This is a genomic window from uncultured Tessaracoccus sp. (assembly GCF_947286155.1).
In the GTDB taxonomy this organism is placed as follows: Bacteria; Actinomycetota; Actinomycetes; order Propionibacteriales; family Propionibacteriaceae; genus Arachnia.
This window is the reverse complement of the sequence record NZ_CAMYPD010000014.1, coordinates 24,487-48,358: the sequence shown is the minus strand read 5'-3', so window position 1 is coordinate 48,358 and position 23,872 is coordinate 24,487. Positions and strand designations below refer to the sequence as shown.

Here is a 23,872-nt window from a genome sequence, read left to right as displayed (position 1 = left end):
GCCGACGCTGCACGGCCGTCGAGCCTTGCAGCCAGTCAGAGGCTCATATCAACCACGGCGCGCCCCTGGATCTCGTGGTTTCGCAGCGCCTCGTACCCTTCGCCGGCCTTCTCCAGGGGTAGACGGCGCGAGACCACGTCGCGGTAGTTAATCACGCCGCGAGCCGCGAGATCCACGACGGCGGGGAGGTCCTGGCGAGTCCTCGCACCGTAGGAGCCGAGGATGCTCTGCGAACGCCGCACCGTCCTGTTGATTTCCACCTCGGCAGTCTGCACACCAGCGCCCAGGCCGATGGGCACCATGCGGCCGCCGTCGGCGAGCACGTCGAGGGCAGTCTTCCAGGTCGCCGGAATGCCGAGCGCCTCGAACGACACGTCCACACCCTTGCCGTTGGTGAGTGCCAGCACAGCCTCTCGAGGATCCTGCTTGGAGGAGTTCACGACGGCGGTGGCGCCGTAGCCAAGCATGGGTTCCAGTTTCTCGTCGGAGACGTCGATGGCAATCACCTGACTGGCACCGAAGGCGGCCGCGATCTGGACGATGTTCGTACCGACGCCACCCGTGGCGACGACGGCCACAGTCTCGCCGTATCGGAGGTCGGCCCCGCGTCGCACCGCCCCATAGCCGGTGAGCGCCGCACAGCCGAGAATGGCGGCAGACACCATATCCACACCCTCGGGAGCTACCGCCACCGACGTCGAGGGAACCACCGCGTACTCCGCGAGGCCGCCCATCGAGTACATGGCGACCTGCTCACCGTCAGGGGTAGCCAGTCGGGTTTCTCCGTCGTAGAGCTTGCCCTCCAGACGGTTGAGGGAGAAGAACGGGGCGCACAGCTCGTCGTGGCCAGCCGCACAAGCATCGCACTGCCCACAGGGCATGAGGAAGCCGCCCGCCACCTGCTGCCCAACCGCAAGCCCGGAGTGTTCGTTGCCGGGCCCCACCTCGACGATGGTGCCGGTCACTTCATGCCCCAGCACGGCCGGTAGCGGGAAGGCGATGGCGCCGGAGATCACATGGAGGTCGGAGTGGCACAGACCGCAGGCGGTCACTTTGATGAGCACCTCACCTGCCCGGGGGCGAGGGGTGCGCAGGGTCTCGACCTGCAGGCCCTTCGATGTATCGCGCAGCACTGCAGCGCGCATAGTTTCAGGAATCTTGATTGCGTCCTTGCTTGTCATGGCTTTGCCCTTCCTCGCAGACCACCGTGGTCCGCGCCATGTCCGTAACAAGCATAACCGCCCATCACCACTTTGTCAGTACAAATAGGAAACCCCACTGCTCGTGCAGTGGGGTTTCCCTAGATCAGCAGCGGTTTAGGAGTAGTCCCTCTCGAAGCGCATCTCGAGCTCCTCCAGGGAGTCGTACTTCGTCTCCGGGACGAAGAAGATGTAGAGGCACAGCGAGAGCACATTGATGAGGGCAAACACCAGGTAGGTTCCAGCACCACCGAGTGCTTCCATCATCGGCGGGAAGATGATGGACACGAAGCCGTTCGCCAGCCACAACGCGCCCACGGCGACACCCATCGACAGACCGCGTGTCTTCGACGGGAAGAGCTCCGCGATAATCACCCAGGTCACGGTGCCCGACTGCTTGATGAACACGAAGAAGCAGATGATCACCAGCACCAAGATGGGCGCGAAGCTCGGAGCACCGACGATCTCACCAGAGGCGGTCTCGTGCGGGAGGATGAATTTCCAGAACACGAAGGCCAGCGCACCCAGCGAAAGCACAATGCCGAGCTCCTGATAAATGCCGACGTGGCGTCGGGCGAACTTCGTCACCAGCCACAAGCCGACGGCCGAACCGACGAACGATAGACCGCCCGAGATGACGTTCAGCATGATGGCCACGTCCGTCGGGAATCCTGCCGCGGTGAGAATCTTCGGCGTGTAGTACATGGCCGTGTTGATGCCGGTGAACTGGTCAGCAAAGCCCAGCAGCACGCCCAAAATGAGCAGATGCCTGGTCCACTTCGTCTTCCAAATCTTTCCGAGCCCCCACTTCTCCGCGTTCGACTCCTTGCGCTGCACCTCGAGCATCTCGTCGAGCTCGTCGACGATGGGGCCGTCCTTTTCTTCATCGCGCACTCGCTTGAGCGAGCCGATGGCCTCGGGAATCTTCAGGTTAGCGACGTACCAACGCGACGACTCCGGCATCAGACGAATACCGATCCACAAGGCGATCGCCGGCAGTGACGCGAGCACGAGCATGTACCGCCAGGTGAGGCCGTTGCCGTCAATAATGGCGCCCAGGGTGCCAGCCTCGAACTGCGACCGCGCGGTGTCCCAAAGGATGTGCTGGCCACCTTCGACGTCGACACCCGGGCCACCCTGGGCGCGGGCGATGCCGGCGTTCACCGAGAACGCGAGGAACTGGCCGAACACGATCATCAGCTGGTCGACAGCGACGAGGGTGCCGCGGATCCGCTTCGGCGCCGTCTCGCCCAGGAAGACGGGCACGGTGGCCGACGCACCACCGACCGCGAAGCCGAGCACGATGCGGAAGAAGTACAGAATCCAGACGTTCGGGCTGAGCGCGCAGCCCAGTGCGCCAAAGAAGAAGACGATGGCGAGCAGCATGATGTTGTGCCGACGCCCGTACTTGTCGGACAGCACGCCGCCCCACGATGCTCCCAGCGCGGCACCCACGCACAGCAGGCCACCGATCCAGCCTTCCTCGGCGGTGGTGAGGGCAAGCCCGTGCGCATCCGTCGGGAGGTACATATACGGCAGCGCGCCGGAGATGACGCCGGTGTCGTAGCCAAACAACAGTGATCCGAGCGTCGCCACGATGGCGATCAGCCCGAGCGACCGTTTCGGCCCCGATGGCGGGGTTTTCTCGACGAGCTCCTCAAGCTCGTCGCGCGAGTAACTCGCTGCGGAGTCGGAGTTCTGAGACATGGGATCTCCTTGTGAGGATTCTGCCAACGCTGGCAGGTTGTGGTGGTTGCCGCTGTCTACCCGCCGACATTGTTGTCAGCAAGGACAACGCTCCTCCCTCCGGCGGCTATCGAAGGGAGGAGCGTGCAGGCTAGGAACCGAAGACTTCCGTGAGCTTCGCCAGCGCTGCTTTGTTGTGTTCGTCGGCTCGCTCATGCCATCCGAAGACGCATACCGACAGCACACCGTCGAAGTTCACATCGCGCAGCGTGTCGAACACCTCGTCAAACGGCACTTCGCCATACCCGATGGCATTGTGCTGGTGGACGGTCACGTCGGCACCCGGCGGGTTGATGATGTACCGGTTGCCGTCGTTGATGCGGTGGTTGAATCCGTCGGCGACGTGCACCTCCCACAGCTTGCCCGCCTCGGCAGCGGTACGGATCATCCGGCCGGCATCGCCCACACCGTCGGAGAGGTGGAAGGTGTGCGGGCAGCAATATTCGTAGCCCACCCAATCTTTATCGATGGAACGCACCAGTTCGAGGGCGCGGTCGTGCAGTTCGACGAAGTCGTACGGGTGCGCCTCCATGCTCAGCCGGAGGCCGTACTGCTCAAACACCGGGCTGAGCTCCTCCATCGACTTGTACCACTGGCCCTCGGAGCGCTGGGCTTGGTTCCGGTCGCCCGAGAACTCGGAGACGATGTCGCGCACCTCAAGTGCGTCGGCGAGTTCGAGCAGCCTTCGCCAGTTGCGCACCTGCGCCTGCCTCTCTTCCTCATTCGGCGACGCCCAGTTGAACACGGGGTTGATGGTGCGCACCTTCACCCCGGTCTCCTTCTCTGCGCGACGGAGCTCGTCGATGAACGCCTTGTCCGCCTTCGGGTAGTGGTGCCACAGGTGGAACTCGTTGTTCGGCGACAGTTCGACGTAGCGGAACCCGAGCTCCGCTGCTTTACGCAGCGTGTCTGCCGTCGACATGGTCATGTAGTACATGTTGGGGTCGAGCGCGATATCAACCATTGGGGTTTCCTCTCCAGCTCTCAGCGTGTCGTTGGTGATTCCTGGTCAGGCGTAGAAGTCGGGCTTGTCGACGAGCTTCACATCCACCGTTTTGCCGTCGTTCTCGAGCGATTCGATGCTCGCATCGACGACGGCAGTAGCAGCGTAGCCGTCCCACGAGGTCGAGCCCGTGTGACGGTCGTCCGCGACAGCGTTGATCCACGACTGGAACTCGGTGTTGAACGCTGCCTGGAAACGGTCGATGTGCGACTCGCAGATAGCGTTGCGGTCACCCTGTAGGTCGCGCACATGCACCTTCTCCTGATCGCCGAGGCGGACGGTGCCGGCCTCCATCACGAGCTCACATTCGATGGCGTAGCCGAACTGGATGTTGACATTGATCTCGTCGTCGATCAGCACACCGGATTCCGTCTTCGCGACGAGCACCAGCGGGTCCTGGAGGTGGCTGAACCGCTTCGACGTCGCGCGCGGCGTATCCACACGGACGGAAACGATCTCCTCACCCAGCAGGTACCGGCAGATGTCGATTTCGTGGATCGCGGTGTCGTCGATCATGTTGCGGGTGGTGTACCCCTCCGGCACCGACGGGTTACGGTGACGGCAGTGCACCAGCGTGGCGTAGCCGTGGGCGCCCTCGTCGAGGATGGCCTTCATCTGGTTGTAGCCCGCATCGAAGCGGCGCATGAAACCGACGGTGACGAGCTTCTTGCCTGCCTTCTGCTCGGCTTCCATGATCTTGATGCAGTCTTCAGCGGTGGTGGCCAGAGGCTTCTCGCACAGCACGTACTTGCCGGCCTCAATCGACTTGATGACGTCGGGTGCGTGCACCTTGCCGAACGTCGCGATGACGACGGCGTCAACCTCCGGGTCGTTGATGAGCTCGTCGGAGCTGGCGTAGGCCTTGGCGCCGTACGGCTCGGCGGCTGATTTCGCGGCGTCGACGTTGATGTCGGCGACGGCGGTGATCGTCGCGCCTGAGAGCTCGTCGTGGATGCGGGCGAGATGTGCGCGGCCCATGCCGCCGGCGCCGATGAGTCCAATGCGTACAGTCATGGTTGTTCTCTTCCTTGAGTGTTGGGCGATCAGGCCAATCCCAGGCCGCATTCGGCGAGGTACTTGCGCATGTTGATGGCGTTCTGCTTCGGGAACGACGGATCGCAGGGGTAGCAGTCCTGCTCGCAGATGGCGTAGATCGGGCGATCCAGCTCGGCGAGCGCGTCGACGAACGCGTGCATCTCGGGCAGGCCAGCGGGCGGGCACACCGACGCGCCCTTGGTGACGGCCTCACCGAAGGGCCAGTCCTTCTCGTGCGCTTCCTTAGTGATGGCTTCGTCGAAGGCCTTGATGTGCACGTAGGTGACGCGCTCGGGGTACTTGCGACACAGCTCGACGGGGTCGCCACCGCCGTAGACCACGTGCCCGGAGTCCAAGCACAGGTTCACGTAGGTGGGATCGGTGGCGTCGAGGATGCGGCCGATTTCGGCGGGGGTTTCGATGTGCGAATCGCCGTGGGGGTGGAGCACCATCTTGAGGTTGTACTCGTCGAGGAGCATTCGGCCGAGCTGGTTGGCGTGCTCGACGTAGAGCTTCCAGGCGTCGTCGGAGAGCTCGCGGTCGTCGGTCCACTCCCAGGTCTTATCGTCGCGGTAGAGCGGTGGGAGGTGCACGATGTATTCGGCGCCGACGGCGGCGTGCGTCTCAGCAATGGCGCGGAAGGTCTTGAGGGTGTCCTCCCACGCTTCCTGCTTGTGGAGGATGCCCCAACCGGTGCCGGCGACGACGCGCATGCCGAACTCGTCGCACCACTTCTGGAGTTCCTTGGGCTCAGTGGGGAAATAGCCAAACGGGCCAGTCTCGATCACCTCGAACCCAGCCTCGGCCATCTCCTCCCAAGCCTGGCGGGGATCCATCTGCTTCGGATCTTCGGGGAACCACACCCCCCACTGATCAGGGCATACGCCAATGGTGAGCTTGGAATATTTCGGATCGCTCGTGTTCACTGCCTTTGACATCACTGTCACCCTCATGTGAAAGTCCGGACAAGTCATCGTCCCTGCAACAGCAGAATACACCAATAGGCGGACGAATGCCAATCTTTGTTTGGACAAAGACTGGCATTCGTCGTCACACCTACAGCGCAGCGTTGGCTGCAATCAGCACTTCGGCTCCACGTTCGAGCCCTGTGACGTTGTCGAACTGGTTGTCCTCATGCTCGATATTCACGTGCATCTCGGGGTTGATTTCCGCTACCGCGCGCAGGAACTCCGTCCACCACGCCTGGTCATGTCCAGCACCGACGTGCACGAACCTCCAGGCCGGATCGTCGGGCCACACTTGGCACCAGTGGTTCATGCCCGACGGGTACCGCTCGGCCTCGTTGGCAGGCGGGCGCTTATGCGACGTGTCGAGCACGCCGCGGATACCCACCCCGGGCTCGATCTTGGTGTCCTTGGCATGGACGTGGAAAATACGCTCGCCGAGGTACCGCGTCGCCTCGATGGGGTCGACCTGCTGCCACATGAGGTGCGACGGGTCCATGTTCACGCCGACGTTCTTCGCGTCGATGCGTTCCGCGAACTCCATGAAACCCACCGGCGTAAAGATGGTGTTGTGGGGGTGCAGCTCGATGGCGAGCTTGACGTTGTTGTCCTGCGCACGCTGGTCCATTTCACGCCAGTACGGATCGAGCACCGAGTGCTGGTAGTCGAGGATCTCGCCGTACACGCCGTCCCAAGGGTTCACCACCCACGACGGGTACTTCGCGTCGGGATCGGAGCCCGGGGCGCCGGACATGCAGACGATCTCCTCCACACCGAGCTTGCCCGCCAGCTCGATGCCGCGCTTGAGGTCATAGTGGTGGCGTGGGCCGATGTCGGGCAGCGGGTTCAGCGGGTTTCCCGAGGCAGTGAGCCCTGCGAGCACCATGCCCTTCTCCTCGAACAGGGCGAGGAGCTCGTCGCGTGCCGCCTGCGAGGCAAGCAGGGCATCGACGTGAGCGTGTGGCGAGGGGATGAAACCGCCAATGTTCAGTTCAGCGCCGGTGAGCCCCATGCCTTTCAGCGTGTCGAGGGCGTCGGCCAGCGGGCGGTCATGCAGACAAGCGGTATACGCACCGAGAACGAGCGACATTGATAGTTCCTTTCAGTGAGTGTCGACGGCTTTGCCGCCGGCTGCCGCAGATTCTGCGACGGCGTGCTGGATGCGGATGGCACGGTAACCGTGGCTGAACGAGGGCACAGCGGGGAGACCCTCGTCGACGCCGGCAACCTGGTCGAGGAATGCGCGGGCCTGGAAGTTGAACTGGTCGATCTGCGTGGTGCCCACGCCGGCGAAGTCCATCGACGAGCCGCCCTTGAAGTAGGGGAAATTGGGGCCGGTGAGAATGCGTCGCGGACCTCGCATGCCGGCCTCGGCAGACCCGTCGTTGAGCGTGATCTCGCCGCCGCGGGCGAGGTCGAACGAGGCCTTGGCCTTGGAGCCCATGACGTCGAACATGAGCGCGTTCGGATCACCGAATGCGACGCGGGAGACGGAGATCGTGCCGACCGCACCTGATTCAAACTCGGCATTGAACATGGCGATGTCGTCGTTTTCTACCTCCTCCGTGGCCTCGGCAGTCACGGCGACGCCGCGTCCACCGGCAACACCTTGCACTGCCGGTGGGCGGTGTGTGATGACCGTGGCCATCGTCGCGCCCGAGATGCGCTTGATGGGGCCGCAGATGAACTCGGCCACGTCGGTCATGTGGGAGCCGACGTCGCCCAGCGCTCCCGAACCCATGGGGCCTTTGTACCGCCACGCGATGGGGGTGTTGGGATCTGCGCCGTAGTCGCACCAGTAGCGGCCGTCGAAGTGGTAGATCTCGCCGAGAGCACCGTCTCGGGCGAGTTCGGCGATCTTCGCGATGGACGCCTGACGGCGATACCCGAAGCCGATGCCGGTGACCACTTCGGGGTGCGCTTCCGCCACTTCGGTCATGGCCTTGGCGTCTTCGAGGGTGTCGGTGAGCGGCTTCTCGCAGAGCACGTGCTTGCCGGCTTTGATGAGCGCCTCGGCAATCTCGCGGTGCAGCTTGTTGGCGACGACGATGGACACGACGTCGATGTCGTCGGCTTCGACGATGTCACGCCAATCGGTGACGTAACGCTCGTACCCGTACGACCCGGCGGCCGCCTTCGCAAACGGTTCGTAGGCGTCGCAGATGGCGGCCAGCCGCACGTCGGGGAGCAGGTCAGGCTCATACAGCGTCGAGGCTTGACGCCACGCGTTTGCGTGTGTGCGCCCAGCCATACCTGCGCCAATCACGGCCACGGAGGTAGGTGTTGAGGACATGGGACTCCTTCGTCAGCGGTCCGGCACGTGCGAATTAACACGCGTTAACTATCGCCAACGTTAATCGCCCCACCATGGAATGTCAAGACATTATTCCGTGGAGATTCGGCTGATATTTCCCACTCAGCCCGAGGTGCGCGTCACCAACTGCGGTTCGACGACGAGGTCTCGCCCCACGTCGCCGCCCGGCTCCGCAATCGCATCCAGCGCCCGCCGAGCCTGCACGTGCGGCTGCTGATCCACCGACGTGAGACTGAATCCTTCGTACGCGGCGAGGAAGGTGTTGTCGTACGACACCAACCCGACCTCGGCCCCAAGCCGCCACCCCTGCTGCAGCGCGAGCGACACAATCTCAATCGCCAGGAGGTCATGGTGCGCGATCACGCACACCTGCTCTGGATGCGTGGCGATCTCGTCCACCAAGCGCGCGCGATCGGTGGCATCGACGATGGCCAGCGGCGCGTCAGCCTCGTCGCACGCTGCGGCGATGGCTGCCCGTCGGTACTGCGTCGCGCCGTCTCCCCCTGCGGGCATGACGTAGACGCACCGACAGTGACCCTCAGCAAGCCCCCGCTGGACAACCTGCCTGGCCGCGCGGTACTCGTCGATGTGCACCACGTGCGCAGGTCCTACGGCGTACGGCGAACCGGCGATCACCAGCGGCAAGCGCGAAGCGAACTGCGCGTAGTGGCTGGCTGACCGCGACGGGGTGGCCAGCACGACACCACCCACCCGCATGGCACGAAAGTGTTCGAGCATGGCGATTTCGCGCGCCTCATCGCCCGACGCGGTGGCCGCCAGTACGGTGAGCCCCCTGCTCTCGGCCTCGCCCTGCAAGGCCGCCATGAGGCTCTCGAAGTATGGATTGCGCAAGTTCGGCAGCACTACTCCCAGCAGCGTCGAACTCGACGACGCCAGCGCCGCCGCGCCGAAGTTGCGCGAGTATCCGAGCTCGTCGGCGATAGCGCGAATGCGGGCCTTCGTCGCCTCGGCCACCTTCGGGGAGTCCGCCAAGGCGAGCGAGACGAGGCCTCGGGACACGCCAGCGACCCGGGCTACATCACTCTGCGTCACGGCCGGTTGCACTTGCATCTCCTGTCACTCACGGTGGCTGCCAGCACAGCGTAGTGGCTGCCCGACGCCGGCGCGCTCACCACGTTCACACAACGCGAAGCGGCGCCGAGACACGCTCGACGCCGCCCGCGGACCTCCGCTCGATTAGAGCGTGACGGTACGGCGCTCCTTAGCGCTGACGGTGGCCGCATCTGCAATCTGCAGGGCGAGCACGCCGTCGTGCACGTTCGGGGAGACCGGCCCATCGGCCTGGACCGCCTCGATGAAGGCGCCCAGCTCGAGCGCGTAGGCGTCGGCGTAGCGGTCGAGGAAGAAATCGAGGATCGCGCCTCGGCCCTCGGTGAGCTCTGGCCCGGCCTTGCGCACCTGGGTGGCGGTGAGGTTGTCGGCGGTGAGGGAGCCCTTGTCACCGAAGGCTTCCATGCGCTGGTCATAGCCGTAACAGCACGTGCGCGAGTTGACGATGGTGGCGACGCGTCCATCAGCGGCGCGCAGGGTGATGACGGCCTGGTCAAAGTCGCCTTCGTCGGCAATTTCCTGGATGGTGTTGCTGCCGAACGCGGACACCTCGACGATGTCGCCGAGGAAGTGGCGCACCATGTCGAAGTCGTGAATCGTCATGTCGCGGAAGATGCCGCCGGAGCTAGCGACGTACTGGGCAGGCGGGGCTGCGGGGTCACGCGAGATGACGGTGAACTGCTGCAGCTCGCCGATCTCCCCCGCCGCCACGCGGGCGTGAATGTCGGCGAAGGTGGGGTCGAAGCGACGGTTAAAGCCCAGCATGACGCGATCAGCCTCGGCGCCGAGCTCGTCGCGGCAGCGCTCCGCCTCTGCGAGGTCGAGGGCCACCGGCTTCTCGCACAGTACGCGCTTGCCGGCACGGACACCCGCGAGGATGTGCTCGACGTGCATGGGCGTGGGCGATCCGATCACGATGGCGTCGACGTCGGACGCGAATACCTCGGCCGGATCGAGCACGTACGGCACCTGGTACTGCTCGGCGAGCGACTTGGCGTTGTCTTCAAACGGGTCACAGATCATGGCGAGCTCCGCCTGAAGATGGGCTGCGATGGAACGTGCGTGGACGTGGCCGATGCGCCCAGCTCCGATCACTGCGAAACGAATCATGTTCACTCCTTCAGGCGCTCCAGCGCGCCATTGCAATGTACGAACAAATCTAGTGTACCCGTGCGATTTTCGTCGCACCCGCGGGATCATTTACTCTTTGATAGGACATAATGGAACAAGAAGTTTCCATCCTGCAACCAAGGAGTAGATCAATGAAGATTGCTGGCGCACCAATTAGCTGGGGTGTTTGTGAAGTACCGGGCTGGGGCTACCAGATGTCGCCCGAGCGCGTCCTCACCGAAATGAAAGAAATCGGCCTCACCGCCACCGAGTTCGGCCCCGCAGGCTGGCTGCCCACTGACCCCGCCGCCCGCGCCGAAGCCATCAAACCCTACGGCCTGAGGCCGGTCGGTTCGTTCTTCCTCGCCGTCATGCATGACCCCGACATCGACCCGCTGCCCGCCGTCGAACGCGAACTCGACGCTTTTGAAGCCGCCGGCGGCGAGTTCCTCGTGCTGGCAGCCGACTCCGGGCGCGACGGGTACGACGACCGCCCCGTCCTCGACGAGCAGGGCTGGGCAACACTGTTCGCCAACATGAGCAAGATCGCCGACGCGTGCGCCGCCCGCGGCGTCACCGCCGTCCTCCACCCGCACTGGGGCACCATGGTGCAAAACGTCGACGAGGTAGAGCGCGTGCTCGACAACTCGTCGGTGGGGCTCTGCCTGGACACCGGCCACCTCGCCGCCGGCGGCGCCGACGTCGTCGAACTGGTGCGCAAGTACGCCAAACGCGTCGGCATCGTGCACGCCAAGGACGTGCGCAAGGACCTCGTCGACAAGCTGCTGCCCGGCGAACTCACCTGGTCGGAGGCCATCAAGGGCGGCGTGTTCACCCCCATCGGTGAGGGCGATATCGACTTCGCGCAGATCGTGAAGCTCCTCGACGAGGCCGGATTCGACGGCTACTACGTGCTTGAGCAAGACAAGATGCTCGACGATGAACCTCCCGCAGACGGTGGCCCCATCGTCGAAGCGAAGAAGTCATTGGAGGCACTGCAGGCACTCGCCTGAGTGACATCTTCACAAGGAATGAGGGATTCCACCGTTTTTGGTGGAATCCCTCATTCCGTATTGCAGTCACACGTCGTTGACCCTCGGTTCCCGTCCCAGCCACCCTGCTCCAGCCCACGCGCGAGCTGGTCTGCAGCCCGGCATGCCTGTGCGTTCACCTGCACCCAGCCAAACCGCAGCGTGCGTTCGTCGTGAACGAGCAGGTGTTCGTTATCGCGGAAATAATCGTGCGCCTTATCGCGGTGGTGGCTTGCACCATCGGCCTCGACGATGAGCCCGTATTCGTCGTAGTGGTTGTCGACGCGGCCCGCCGTGCGTCGACGTTGGCGGTCCGGCTCCGGCAGACCATGGGCGCGAATCACGTTGCGCAGCAGCAGATACTCCAGCGCGCTCTCGATCCCTGCTTCCCCTTCCTCACACAGCCGCGCGATCAGCCGTCGATGCCGCTGCCGGCCCCGGCCATTGAGTTCCCTTGCCACGCGCTCGCCAGTGGTGTGCCGCTCCGCTAGCGCACGCGTGAGCGCCCCAACAGCATCCACCTCCGACGAACGCTCGGCGATATCAAGCACGGTCACCTCAGGGCGTGTTGCCGGCGGAGTGCCCCGCCCGCCGCGCTTCCCCTGCCGAAACTGCACAAGCCACGGCCCCACCCGCATGTCCTCGTGTACATGCCTGGCCCACACGACCACCGTGCGGGGTTCCGTCGGGAGGAAACCTGCGAGGTGACCGGCAGCCTCGCCGCCCACCACTGCACCCTCTCCCCCGCGCAGCAGCCCGGCCCAGACTGCGGCGGCGAAGGTCATGGCTTCGACGAAGATCCCCGACGCCACGCGCACCCACCGTCTCGCCAGGCGCTCGATCTGCCGCCTGGAAAACCCGAGCGCCAGTAGCTGTTTCGCGCTCACTGCACCTGCCTGCGTGCGCAGGAGCGAGGCAAGCGCTGCGTCGGGATGCACCATGGCGACATGCTGCCCTGGCTGGGCGCTCCCGTCCATGCCCCATCGCGAAGCTGTGGAAAACTCACCCCTCCACAGATAAGGAATGAGGGATTCCACCGAAAATGGTGGAATCCCTCATTCCTTAATTCCGCCGGGCTTCGGCGGAGCCCATCGCCCAGCTGGGCGGCGGATTTACCGCGAAGCGGAGGCGACGAAGTCGAGTCCGACGTGTTCGTCGGGGCGACCTGCCCAGCGGGTGGTGATGACCTTGGCCTTGGTGTAGAAGTTCACGCCCTCCTGGCCGTGCATCTTCACGTCGCCGTACAGCGAGCCCTTCCAGCCACCGAAGGAGTAGTAGCCCACCGGCACCGGGATCGGCACGTTGATGCCCACCATGCCTGCTTCGACGTCGAGCTCGAAGCGACGAGCGTACTCACCCGACTCGGTGAAGATCGCCGAACCGTTGCCGAACTCGCTGGAGTTCACAATCTTGATGGCCTCGTCGTAGCTCTCGGCACGCACGACGACGAGCACGGGGCCGAAGATCTCCTCGCAGTATGCCTTGGTGTCGAGCGGCACGTTGTCGAGGATCGTCGGGCCAAGCCAGTTACCGCCGGCGAACTGCTCGTCGGCATGCTGGAATCCGCGGCCATCCAAGACCACGCGAGCACCCGCGGCCTCAGCCTCGTCGATCCAGGAGATGATGCGCTCCTTCGACTTGGCCGAGATGACGGGGCCGAGCTCGGACTTCGGGTCCTCACCAGGCCCGAGCACGAGCGCCTCCGCCTGCGCCTTCACCTTCTCGATCAGCGGATCGGCGGCCTCGCCCACGGCCACCACGACGGGCAGCGCCATGCAGCGCTGACCAGCCGCACCGAACGCACCGGAGACGATGTGCTTCGCAGCGAAATCGAGGTTGGCGTCGGGCATCACGATGGCGTGGTTGTTCGCGCCGCCGAGCGCCTGGTAACGCTTGCCGGTCTTCGCGCAGCCCTCAGCGATGATCTTCGCCACCGGCGTCGAGCCGACGAACGAGATCGCGTCGATGCCGTCGGAGTTGAGCATGTGCTGCACCACCTGCTTGTCGCCGCAGACCACCTGGAACAGGCCGTCGGGCAGCCCCGCCTCCTGGTACATCTTCGCGACGGTGAGGGACACCGTCGGCACTGGGGTGGCGGGCTTCAGCACGACGGCGTTGCCGGTGGCGAGCGCCATCGGGTGCATCCACATGGGCACCATCATGGGGAAGTTGAACGGGCAGATGGCACCGACGACGCCAACGGGCTGGCGGATGGTGTGGATGTCGATGCCCGTCGAGGCGCCGGAGGTGTAGTCGCCCTTGAGCGCGTTGTGGATGCCGCAAGCGAATTCGACGATCTCCAGACCACGCGCGATCTCACCGAGCGCATCGCCGTGGGTCTTCCCGCCTTCCTTCACGATGATGGCGGCGAGTTCATCCTGGCGCTCCACCATGAGGTTGCGGAAGTTGAACATCACGGCGGTGCGCTTCGCGAGCGACATAGCCGCCCATTCCTTCTGCGCCTTGCGGGCGCCCTGGATGGCGCGCTCGATGAGCTCGATGCTCGCCTCTGCGACGCCGCCGAGCACCTGGCCGGTAGTGGGCGAGTCGATGTCGATGACGTCGGCGCCGTCTTCGACGACCTCCTTGCCATCAATCCAATGCTTCATAGTCAGTTCGGTCATGTGTTGCTCCTTGTCAGAAGAATCGACGCTGGGCCTTCACGGCCTCGGCGTATTCGGCGTATGCGGTCTGGGTGGATTCAAGTCGGGACACTGGCGCGACGGGCACGTCCCACCAGCCGGTGCCGGGCGGGTTGGGCCCGTAGAGATCGGTGTCGATGTGGATCATCGTCGTGTGCGTCGACTCCGTCGCCTTCTGGTAGGCATCGCGGAACTCATCGATGGTCTTCACCTCGATCACGTCAATGCCCCACGAGCGGGCGTTGGCGGCGATGTCGACGGGGATGAGCTCGTCGGTGGCGTTGCCGTCCTCGTCGCGCATCCGGTACTTGGTGCCGAAGCGCTGCGAGCCGTGCGACTCGGACAGCGAGCCAATCGACGCGTACCCGTGGTTCTGCAGCAACACGAGGATGACCTTCTCACGCTGCTGCACGATGGTGGCGAGCTCCATCGGCAGCATCTGGTACGTGCCGTCGCCGACGATCGCCACCACCTCGGAGTCGGGCAGAGCCATCTTGACGCCCAGCGCGGCCGGGATTTCGTAGCCCATGCACGAGAACGCATACTCGACGTGGTACCCCACCGGGGTACTGGCACGCCAGAGGCACTGCAGGTCGCCCGGCATCGAGCCGGCGGCGTTGATCAGCACGTCGTTCGGGCCCATGAGCTCGTTGAGCGCGCCGAACACCTCGGTCTGCGCCGGCAGCGGGCCGTGCCCCAGGTTGTAGCACTCATCGGTGGTGCGCTGCCAGGCGGCAACTTCGTCGGTGATCTTCGTGGCCCATTCCTCGGGCACGCGGTATCCGTCGAGTGCCGGGGAGAGTGCTCGCAGCGTCTCGCGCGCGTCGCCGACGACCATCTCGGCGCCCTGCTTAGCCGCGTCGAAGGCGCCGACGTTGATGTTCACGAAGCGCACGTCGGGGTTCTTGAACTGCGTCTGAGACGCGGTGGTGAAGTCGGAGTAGCGGGTGCCGATGCCGATGATCAGGTCGGCTTCTTCGGCCAGCGCATTGGCCGAGCCAGCGCCAGTAGCACCGACGCCACCCACAGCCTGCGGGTGATCCCAATTGATGGCTCCCTTACCGGCCTGCGTGTCGGACACCGGGATGCCGGTGGCACTCGCCAGGGCGCGCAGCTCGTCGCAGGCCCCGGAATAAATGGTGCCGCCACCGGAAATGATGAGCGGCTTCGACGACGCCTTGATGGCCTCGACGGCTCGGGCGAGGGCTGCCTCGTCGGGACGAATGCGCCCGATGTGCCACACCTTCTTCTCGAAGAACTCCAGCGGCCAGTCGTACGCCTCGGCCTGGACATCCTCAGGCAGGCAGATGGTGGCGGCGCCGGTGTCGGCCGGGTCGGTGAGCACGCGCATGGCGCGCGGGAGCGCCACCATGAGCTGCTCGGGGCGGTTCACGCGGTCCCAGAACTTCGATACCGGACGGAAGGCGTCGTTGACGCTCACGTCGGGGTTCGTCGGATCTTCGAGCTGCTGCAGCACCGGGTCGGGGGCGCGGTTCGCGAAGATGTCGGAGGGGAACAGCAGCACGGGCACGCGGTTGGTGGTGGCCAGCGCGGCGCCGGTCACCATGTTGAGCGCGCCGGGGCCGATGGAGGACGTGACCGCGAGGGTCTCCAGCCGGTCTTTCGCCTTCGCGTAGGCAGCGGCGACGTGCACCATGCCCTGCTCGTTGCGGCCATGCCAGAACTCGACGCGATCCTCACCCTCGTCGGGCGCGATCTCGTTTTGCAGCAAGGCCTGGCCGAGCCCGGCCACGTTGCCGTGACCGAAGATGCCAAACATGCCGCGGATGAAGCGGCGCTCCACCCCGTCGCGCTCGGAATACTGCTGCGAGAGGTAGCGAACGACGGCTTGGCCAACCGTCAGACGAATCGTGCTCATACGTGCTCCTTGGGATCAAGCGGGAGGCGGGGATCAGCGTCGGCCGACTCCCAGGTGTCGCGCAGCCAGCCGTAACAGGGATCGTCGACGGACAGCCACGTGGAATCGCCAGGACCAGCCATGACGTTCAAGTAGTACAGGTTGTATCCGGGTGCTGCCACGCAGGGGCCGTGGTAGCCGTGTGGCACGAGCGCGACGTCGCCATTGCCGACGCGGAGAGCCACGTCGATGGGACGCTCATCGGTGCCGTAGGTGGCGTGGAACGCCATGCCGGGGCCGTGCTCGTCGGGCTCAATCTCGAAGTAGTAGATCTCCTCGAGCTCGCGCTCGTTCTCGGAGTCCTCGTCGTGCTTGTGGGGCGGGTAGCTCGACCAGTTGCCGCCTGGGGTGATGACCTCGGTGACGAGCAGGCGCGACGTGTGCAGCGGGTTGCCGATGGCGTAGTTGGATACCTGACGGCTCATCACGCCAGCGCCGCGAATGCCGACGCTGACCTCGTCGGCCGGGCAGTAGCGCACCTCAAGCTTCTCGGAGGCCACGCAGTACGGCAGCGCGAACCGCCCGTCGCGCGTAGCGGTGACGGTGGCTTCCGCACCCGACGGCAGGTACAGGTAGTCGGTGGTCTCACCCCAGATGGTGGAGCGGCCCTGCAGCTCGTGGCTCTGCCCGTCCACTTCGACGGTGCACCCGCCGGCAAGCGGCAGCACCAGGTATTCATGGCCTTCCGTGCGGATCGTGTGCGATTCGCCGGCGGCAAGCGCAACCACCTGCAGCCCAGACCAAGTCCACCCTGCACGCTTAGGGCTGACATCCACTTCGACGGCCCCGTTGGCCGTCGAGCCTGCGGGCAACACGTGTTCAGTCATTGCTCTCCTCACTTGGAGCTCCACCATGGGAGCGATTGGTTGTGCATGTTCTCGATAGCGGTTGTGGGTGCTCCTGCACCATGCGGCGTAGCTCGGGCAGGGTGGGCATCGCCGTCGCGCATTCGAGCCTCGACGCGACGATCGCCCCCGCCGCAGATGCTACGGCGAGCATCTCGCCCAGTTCCCAGCCTTGCACCAATCCGTAACACAGTGCTCCGCCGAAGGCGTCGCCGGAGCCGAGCCCATTGAGCACTTCGACGCGGGTGCCGGGTACGTGGACCACTTCGTCGGAGGTGATGAGCGTGGCTCCCCGCGGCCCATCTTTCACGATGGCCACCTGCACGCCGAGCTTCAGCAGTGCTCGGCCGGCTGCGATGGGGTCGTCTTCTCCGACGGCGACCTTGCACTCTTCACGGTTGCCGACGGCGATCGTCACCTTCCTGAGTGCCTCACGCATGTGGATGCGGGCCTCGTCGGGACTCTCCCAGAACTGTGGGCGGAAATCCAGGTCGAGGGCTGTCATACCGCTGCTCGCGCGGGTTTCGAGTGCGGCGAAGTGTGTGTCGCGGCTGGGCTGGCTGGAGAACCCGGTGCCGGTGAGCCAGAACACGCGGGCCGCTTCGATGGCGCCGACGGGGAGCGTGTCAGGAGTGAGCAGCATGTCGGGCGCGACGGGGCGTCGGTAGAAGTAGAGCGGGAAATTGTCGGGCGGGAAGATCTCGCAGAAGGTGACGGGGGTGTTGTGCCCGACCATGGTCTGCACGAAGTCTTCGTACACACCCAGGCGACCGAGCTCCTCCCGGCAAAAGGTGCCGAACGGGTCTTCACCCACGGCGCTCACGATGCCCGACGAGCTACCCATACGCGCTGCGGCGACGGCGACGTTGGTGGGGCTGCCGCCCAGGAATTTGCCGAAATTGTCGACGTCCTGCAGGCCGACGCCGGTCTGCAGTGGATAAATATCCACACCGATGCGCCCCATCGTGAGCACATCCAGTGCATCGACATTGAACAGTCCCATGTCACCCGCTTCGTCGAGGTCCTGCACTCAATCCTAGACAGGCATTCCCAAATGTCAAGACAAACTGGGAGGCGGGGTGCTGGATAGGGCTCCCAAATTCGCTCAAATCTTTGTATCCTCCTACGATGCTATAAGTCACAACAAGAAAGCCCGAGGATGTCCAAAGAGCATTTCAGTCTCGAAGTGGAGATTGATCGCAACAGCCCAATCCCCCTGCACCAGCAGATCGCCGACCCGCTGATCAGCCTGATCCAGTCGGGCGCCGTCGAGCCGGGCACGAAGCTCGAAGACGAGGTTTCGATGGCCCAGCGACTCCAGGTGTCACGACCGACAGCCCGGCGCGCGCTCGAAACCCTCGTGAACCGCGGCTTGATCGTGCGTCGACGGGGCGCAGGCACCGCCGTCGCTCCCCGCCAGATTCATCGCCCCATGGCGCTCACGAGCCTCCACGACGACCTCGCCCGCGACGGTCGATCCGTCACCACCCAGGTGCTCGAGTGGATGGCCCACCCCGCCGACGAGGACACCGCAGCCATGCTGTCACTCGCCGTCGGCACCCCCGTCGTGCGCATCAAGCGCCTGCGCTTCAGCGACGGGGAACCTCTCGCCCTCATGATGAACGTGCTGCCCGAAAGCATCGCGCCCACCCGCGCCGAACTCGTGGACCACGGCTTCTACGAGCTCCTGCGCGAACGCGGCGTGCAGATTAAGCTCGGCACCCAGAACATCGGTGCGCGCCTGGCCGACGACACCGAGGCGCAGCTGCTCGACGAACCCCCCGGCGCTGCGCTGCTCATGATGCAGCGCACGGCCTACGACGAACAGCAACAACCCGTCGAGGTGGGCACCCACGTGTACCGGGCGAGTCGCTACACCTATAGCCAGACGGTGTTTGCCTGAGATCAGCCGTGGCCGAAGGGTGCACGTCGAACTTTGTATTGACAAAGTTGCTGAAAGGGCGTTGAATAGTGGCTACGAACACCCGCTCTAGGCTGAGCCATCAAGGAGGACAGCAATGACCGACGAGCACATCCCCGGCCCTCTGTGGGACGCCGCGCAAGAATTTCCCCAAACCGCGCAGTGGAACGACTCCGCGGACATCGAGGAGCTAAGCCAGTCCATCGCTATGGGCGGCGTGGGAGCCACCTGCAACCCCGTCATCGCCTACACCACCATCAAGAAGCACCCCGACGTGTGGGGCCCGCGCATCCGTCAGATTGCGCAGGACAACCCGACGTGGGGCGAGAGCGAGATCGGCTGGCAGGCTATCCGGGACATGTCCGTCGAAGCCGCCAAACTGCTGGAGCCGGCCTTCGAGGCGTCGAACGGTAAGAATGGCCGCCTGTCGGTGCAGACCGACCCGCGCCTCCACCGCAACGCCAAGGCGCTTTCCGACCAGGCCTTCGAGTTCTCGGAGCTCGCACCCAACATCATCGTGAAGATCCCCGCCACGAAGGTGGGCATCGAGGCCATCGAGGACGCCACCTACCGCGGCGTCAGCATCAACGTCACTGTTTCCTTCACCGTGCCTCAAGTCATCGCCGCTGCAGAAGCTATCGAGCGCGGCCTGAAGCGTCGCGAGGAAGAAGGCCTCGACGTATCGCAGATGGGCCCGGTCGTCACCCTCATGGTTGGGCGCCTCGACGACTGGCTGAAGACCGTCGTCGAGAAGGAGCAGCGCTTCCTCGACCCGGGCCACCTCGAGTGGGCAGGCATCGCCGCGTCGAAGCACGCCTACAAGATCATGAAGGAGCGCGGCCTGCGCGCCCGTCTGCTCATCGCTGCCTACCGCAACGTGCTGCAGTGGAGCGAGTTCATCGGCGGCGACCTCGTCGTGTCTCCCCCGTTCAAGTGGGCCAAGCGCGTCAACGATTCCGGGTACAAGCCGGTGTCGCGCATCGACGAGCCCGTGGCGGAGCACATCATGGAGACGCTCAAGGGCATCCCCGAGTTCATGCGCGCCTACGAGGTGGACGGCATGAGCGTCGAGGAGTTCGAGCAGTTCGGTGCCACCCGCAAGACCATCCGCCAGTTCCTGAACGCGGATGCGGATCTCGACCTTCTGGTGCGCGACCTGATCGTCGAAGCTCCGTAAACCCTGCACTCAGGCGTACACGCTGGGGCGGCAATACTTCGGTGTTGCCGCCCCGGTTGTTTGTGCCACCAGATTTGTTTCGACGGCGACACAGCGTCGTCGATGCGCACCAGCGGGCAGCACCCCCAGCCTTGACACGCAAACTTAGGTTTGCCTAACCTAAGTTTGCGACGGGCGGTCCGCCGTAAGAGAGACCCGGTAGAAGGTTTGGGAGAGTAACGTGAGAATGAATCGTTGTGTCGGTGCGCTGGTGGCTGTTGCATGTGCGACGGCAGCGTTAGCGGGGTGTTCGTCTGGCAGCAACGGTGACGGGGATGCACTTGACGTCGTCTCCTCGACGGGATACCTGACCGACGCCATTCACAACATCGCTCCAGGTATTGAGGTGACGACGCTCGTCGCCCCTGGCGGAGACCCACACACGCAAGAGCTGACGACCGCTGACATCCAGAAGGTTGACAGCGCTGATCTCGTCGTGTGGACGAGTCACGACATGGAACACCGAATGATGGAGCACTTTGATTCACTCGGTGATAAGTCACTGCCGGCAGCTGAGGCCATCCCAGAAAAAGACCTACTGCCGTGGGAGACCGACGACGGAACGCAAGGGCACGACCCGCACGTCTGGAACTCACCGTTACTGTGGAACTACGTCGTGGATTCGATCGCAGACAAACTCTCCGACATAGATCCGGACAACGCCAGCACCTACGCCGACAATGCGAAGAAATACAAGTCCGAAATCCAGGACGCTCACGAAGAGGCGATGAAGAAACTCGCCCAGATTCCGGAGAATAAGCGCATTCTTATCACTGGTCATGATGCGTTCAACTACCTCGGCGCCACCTACAAGATCGACGTGCACGCCACGGACCTCGTCACATCTGAATCTCAGATCTCAGCGGCTGAGCTAAACGATCTCGCTGAGTTGATTGTCCAGCACGAAGTCAAGGTCATTTTCCAAGACAATCTCAAGAACCCAGAGGCGATCCAGCACTTGAAGGAGTCCGTGCGAGCCAAGGGAGGAGACGTCGAAGTGGCGGACACAGAGCTATTCGCCGACACGTTGGGAGAGTCTGCCCCAACCGATACCTACCTGGGAGCGTTTAAGTCGAACATCGAAGTAATTAGCGAGGCGCTTCGATAACGCAGAACCGGGACGAATACAAAGCCTGTTGTGCGTGCGGGCAACACTCCGCCGCACAACAGGCTTGCGTATGGCGCACAGCGCCATCGAAAGGCAGGTGAGTGTCTTGGATGCTCCTCTCAATATGCGGGGCGTGAGCGCGGGTTATCAGCAAACCATGGCATTAGTCGATGCGAATCTCGACGTTGAGGCTGGGTCAGTTCATGCCATCATCGGACCGAACGGATCAGGAAAATCAACGCTACTGAAAGCGGCCCTCGGTCTTCTCCCAGGCACAACAGGAACGGTCACGTTCTTTGGAAAGCCCTTGGAGCATGCACGCAGGCGTGTTGCCTACATGCCACAGACAGCCAGCGTTGAGTGGGACTTCCCAATCAAGGTCAAAGACGTAGTCCTGATGGGGACATTCCCACGATTAGGTTGGGTGCGACGTCCGGGGCGCACGGAGCGAAAGGCTGCCGCATCCGCGATGGAACGCGTGGGACTGACCGACGTCGCGGATAGACATATATCAGCACTCTCGGGCGGACAAAAGCAGCGCGTGTTTGTGGCACGCACACTCGCTCAGGGAAGTGACCTGCTGATGATGGACGAGCCATTCGCAGGGGTAGACATCGCCTCCGAATCCGTGATCCGGAGCGTCCTCCAGGACGTGGCCACGCAGGGCAAGACGGTCATGATCGTGCACCATGACATCTCAAGTATCGGTGGGTTTTGCGACCAAGCCACGCTGCTCTCCGCTGGTTCGGTCCAAGCAACTGGGGCTATCGACGATGTGCTCTCACCAGAACATCTTGCCAACGCTTACGGGATTGCCCCCGAAATGCTGAAGGGCTGCGATGGGTAACCTGCACTTCATACCGATAACGGAGTTCTTCTCGACGTATGGCTACCGGACCACCTTCTTCGCTGTCGTCCTCGCAGGACTCCTGGCTGGAGTATTCGGCTCGCTGCTCTACCTGCGTCGGCAATCACTGATGTCCGACGTGATGGGTCATTCAGCAATCTTCGGCGTCGCCTGCGCATTCATCGTCGCAGAAGCCGTGCTCGGGATCAACGGGCGCTCTATTCCAGTCTTAATCCTGGGCGCTGCCCTCTCTGCATTCCTATCGGTGTGGATTACCTCGTGGATCAGCGATCGCACTCCTATCAGCGCGGACGCAGCGATGGCGGTGTCCCTGGCTCTGTTCTACGGGGGAGGCTTATGCCTCCTTTACATCATCAGTCACTCTCGGCTAAGAGGACGGGCGGGGCTCTCGGATTACATCTTTGGCAACGCTGCAACCACCCGAGCCGCTGATCTGCACACAATAGTGTGGCTATCAGTCGTCGTGTTGATGGTGCTGGTGGTGTTATGGAAGGAATTCAAGATCTGCATCTTCGACCCGGTGGCAGCTCGCATGTATGGCTTACGCCCATCTATCGTCAACCCCATTCTCATGACATGCGTGACACTCGCTATCGTTGCAGGAATCAAAAGTGTCGGCATGATCCTCATGATCGCTTTTGCCATCCTTCCGGCAACAATATGCCACCAATTCGCCAGCTCCATGGCGCACATGGCATTGGGGTCAGGGGTTATTGGTGCCCTGGCCGGAGGTGTGGGAACGTATCTCTCCATTAGCGCTGGAAATGTTCCCACTGGCCCGATTGTTGTACTACTCCTATTTGGAGTATTCGTTATAGCGATACTCGTTTCTCCTCGCAGGCGCAGGGCTGCAATTCCCAGTGCCGCGGATGGGCCCAGCGACGAGGAGAGCCAACGCGTAGCGATTCGAAGCACAGGTGACCCACGATGAGCTTCATCGCATCTGCGTTCTTACTCGCCGTTGTTACCTCAGTAGCATGTTCGCTTCCTGGGGTCTTCGTTGTGCTCCGAAGGCAATCCATGTTGGTGGATGCGATGTCGCATGCGGTGCTGCCAGGAATTGTCATGGGAGTGGTGATCACAGGAACCCTTCAATCGCCGCTCATGATTGCCCTCGCCACACTCATGGGACTTGCCATAGTGTGGTGTTCAAACTGGCTACGTCGGGCCAGCCTCCTCATAGGAGAAGCAGACCAAGGCGTCCTTTTCCCTGCCTTGTTTTCACTCGGCGTTCTTCTGCTGTCGACCACCTATTCCAACACCCATATCTGCACGGAAACAGTGTTGGCTGGCGACCTCAACCTGATGGCTCTACGCTCGCAACATATCTTCATCGACGGAATCAGCCTTGGGCCGCGCGCCATGTGGACATTGATTGGCGTCTCGGCGTTGAACATTGCCTTCATAGCGCGATACCGACGAGTGCTGTGCACTGCAATCTTCGACCCACAGTACGCTCGCTCCATCGGCATGCCTGTTCGGCGTATCGACAACGTGTTCATGACTCTCGTCGCCTTGACCGTAGTCACCGCATTTAGCGTTGCTGGGTCAATTCTCGTCGTAGCGTTGATGATTTGCCCAGCAGCAACAGCGTTACTCATTACCCGCGACATCCGCAGCGTTATCCCAGCAACAGTCATTACTGCCGTATTGAGCGCCATTGCTGGATTCGCAATTGCATGGAAAGCCGAGCTACCCACATCGGTAACCATGGCACTCATTGATGGCATTCTGTTCATTCTCGTAGCCATCGCTTGGATGCTGCGCAGGCCCCGGCGTATTCGCATGAGCACTTCGCACGCACGGGGTCAGCTCCCCAATCAACCATGATCATGTGAGCAGGCTCTCTCATCTGTAGCCCCAGCCGTGCAATGTACCGC

At 63.3% G+C, this 23,872-nt stretch carries 21 protein-coding genes; 7 read left to right on the top strand and 14 right to left on the bottom strand.

Features of this window, described 5'->3' with window-relative positions; all coding sequences use genetic code 11:
- Positions 1-35: 35 nt before the first annotated feature.
- From Q0X68_RS05295 to iolG, 9 genes are all read right to left on the bottom strand, one after another.
- The gene (locus Q0X68_RS05295; protein WP_297748588.1) at positions 36-1,181 is read right to left on the bottom strand and encodes a zinc-binding dehydrogenase; all 1,146 of its coding nucleotides are present in this window, start codon (positions 1,179-1,181) and stop codon (positions 36-38) included.
- Between the two features lie 135 nt (positions 1,182-1,316).
- The gene (locus Q0X68_RS05290) at positions 1,317-2,906 is read right to left on the bottom strand and encodes an MFS transporter (RefSeq protein WP_297748584.1); all 1,590 of its coding nucleotides are present in this window, start codon (positions 2,904-2,906) and stop codon (positions 1,317-1,319) included.
- A 130-nt stretch (positions 2,907-3,036) separates the two neighbouring features.
- A complete protein-coding gene (locus Q0X68_RS05285) occupies positions 3,037-3,909 on the bottom strand; it encodes a sugar phosphate isomerase/epimerase (protein ID WP_297748581.1) in 873 nt (290 codons plus the stop codon).
- A gap of 45 nt (positions 3,910-3,954) precedes the next feature.
- The gene (locus Q0X68_RS05280; RefSeq protein WP_297748578.1) at positions 3,955-4,962 is read right to left on the bottom strand and encodes a Gfo/Idh/MocA family protein; all 1,008 of its coding nucleotides are present in this window, start codon (positions 4,960-4,962) and stop codon (positions 3,955-3,957) included.
- Between the two features lie 29 nt (positions 4,963-4,991).
- Positions 4,992-5,921 (bottom strand): sugar phosphate isomerase/epimerase, encoded by a 930-nt coding sequence (locus Q0X68_RS05275; RefSeq protein WP_297748575.1) that lies wholly within the window; start codon positions 5,919-5,921, stop codon positions 4,992-4,994.
- Between the two features lie 118 nt (positions 5,922-6,039).
- Complete coding sequence (locus Q0X68_RS05270) at positions 6,040-7,038, bottom strand: sugar phosphate isomerase/epimerase (protein ID WP_297748572.1); 999 nt, start codon at positions 7,036-7,038, stop codon at positions 6,040-6,042.
- 12 nt (positions 7,039-7,050) lie between these two features.
- Complete coding sequence (locus tag Q0X68_RS05265) at positions 7,051-8,241, bottom strand: Gfo/Idh/MocA family protein (RefSeq protein ID WP_297748568.1); 1,191 nt, start codon at positions 8,239-8,241, stop codon at positions 7,051-7,053.
- Between the two features lie 123 nt (positions 8,242-8,364).
- Positions 8,365-9,327 carry a LacI family DNA-binding transcriptional regulator gene (locus Q0X68_RS05260; protein WP_297748565.1) on the bottom strand — a complete coding sequence of 321 codons (963 nt, stop codon included), beginning with the start codon at positions 9,325-9,327 and terminating at the stop codon, positions 8,365-8,367.
- Positions 9,328-9,459: 132 nt separating this feature from the next.
- The gene (iolG, locus tag Q0X68_RS05255; protein WP_297748563.1) at positions 9,460-10,443 is read right to left on the bottom strand and encodes an inositol 2-dehydrogenase; all 984 of its coding nucleotides are present in this window, start codon (positions 10,441-10,443) and stop codon (positions 9,460-9,462) included.
- 152 nt (positions 10,444-10,595) lie between these two features.
- Here iolG and Q0X68_RS05250 point away from each other — a divergent pair, with 152 nt between their 5' ends.
- Entirely contained in the window at positions 10,596-11,456 is an 861-nt protein-coding gene (locus tag Q0X68_RS05250; protein ID WP_297748560.1) for a sugar phosphate isomerase/epimerase, read from the top strand.
- A gap of 50 nt (positions 11,457-11,506) precedes the next feature.
- Here Q0X68_RS05250 and Q0X68_RS05245 read toward each other — a convergent pair whose 3' ends face one another.
- The 5 genes from Q0X68_RS05245 to iolC form a co-directional block, all read right to left on the bottom strand.
- Entirely contained in the window at positions 11,507-12,415 is a 909-nt protein-coding gene (locus tag Q0X68_RS05245) for a type IV toxin-antitoxin system AbiEi family antitoxin domain-containing protein (RefSeq protein ID WP_297748557.1), read from the bottom strand.
- A 171-nt stretch (positions 12,416-12,586) separates the two neighbouring features.
- Entirely contained in the window at positions 12,587-14,083 is a 1,497-nt protein-coding gene (locus Q0X68_RS05240; RefSeq protein ID WP_297748622.1) for a CoA-acylating methylmalonate-semialdehyde dehydrogenase, read from the bottom strand.
- 28 nt (positions 14,084-14,111) lie between these two features.
- Positions 14,112-15,995 (bottom strand): 3D-(3,5/4)-trihydroxycyclohexane-1,2-dione acylhydrolase (decyclizing), encoded by a 1,884-nt coding sequence (iolD, locus tag Q0X68_RS05235; protein WP_297748554.1) that lies wholly within the window; start codon positions 15,993-15,995, stop codon positions 14,112-14,114.
- Entirely contained in the window at positions 15,992-16,861 is an 870-nt protein-coding gene (gene iolB, locus Q0X68_RS05230) for a 5-deoxy-glucuronate isomerase (protein ID WP_297748550.1), read from the bottom strand. The genes iolD and iolB overlap by 4 nt, the downstream gene beginning before the upstream one ends.
- Positions 16,854-17,882, bottom strand: coding sequence for a 5-dehydro-2-deoxygluconokinase (gene iolC / locus Q0X68_RS05225; protein WP_297748619.1), 1,029 nt, complete (start codon positions 17,880-17,882; stop codon positions 16,854-16,856). The genes iolB and iolC overlap by 8 nt, the downstream gene beginning before the upstream one ends.
- 156 nt (positions 17,883-18,038) lie before the next feature.
- Between iolC and Q0X68_RS05220 the strand changes: the two genes are divergently transcribed.
- From Q0X68_RS05220 to Q0X68_RS05195, 6 genes are all read left to right on the top strand, one after another.
- Positions 18,039-18,782, top strand: coding sequence for a GntR family transcriptional regulator (locus Q0X68_RS05220; RefSeq protein WP_297748547.1), 744 nt, complete (start codon positions 18,039-18,041; stop codon positions 18,780-18,782).
- A gap of 115 nt (positions 18,783-18,897) precedes the next feature.
- Positions 18,898-19,977 carry a transaldolase family protein gene (locus tag Q0X68_RS05215; protein ID WP_297748545.1) on the top strand — a complete coding sequence of 360 codons (1,080 nt, stop codon included), beginning with the start codon at positions 18,898-18,900 and terminating at the stop codon, positions 19,975-19,977.
- 250 nt (positions 19,978-20,227) lie between these two features.
- Positions 20,228-21,124 carry a metal ABC transporter solute-binding protein, Zn/Mn family gene (locus Q0X68_RS05210; RefSeq protein WP_297748542.1) on the top strand — a complete coding sequence of 299 codons (897 nt, stop codon included), beginning with the start codon at positions 20,228-20,230 and terminating at the stop codon, positions 21,122-21,124.
- 34 nt (positions 21,125-21,158) lie between these two features.
- Positions 21,159-21,971 (top strand): metal ABC transporter ATP-binding protein, encoded by an 813-nt coding sequence (locus Q0X68_RS05205; protein WP_231974307.1) that lies wholly within the window; start codon positions 21,159-21,161, stop codon positions 21,969-21,971.
- Complete coding sequence (locus Q0X68_RS05200) at positions 21,964-22,923, top strand: metal ABC transporter permease (RefSeq protein WP_297748537.1); 960 nt, start codon at positions 21,964-21,966, stop codon at positions 22,921-22,923. Before Q0X68_RS05205 ends, Q0X68_RS05200 begins: the two co-directional genes overlap by 8 nt.
- The gene (locus Q0X68_RS05195) at positions 22,920-23,822 is read left to right on the top strand and encodes a metal ABC transporter permease (RefSeq protein WP_297748534.1); all 903 of its coding nucleotides are present in this window, start codon (positions 22,920-22,922) and stop codon (positions 23,820-23,822) included. The genes Q0X68_RS05200 and Q0X68_RS05195 overlap by 4 nt, the downstream gene beginning before the upstream one ends.
- Positions 23,823-23,872: the final 50 nt, after the last annotated feature.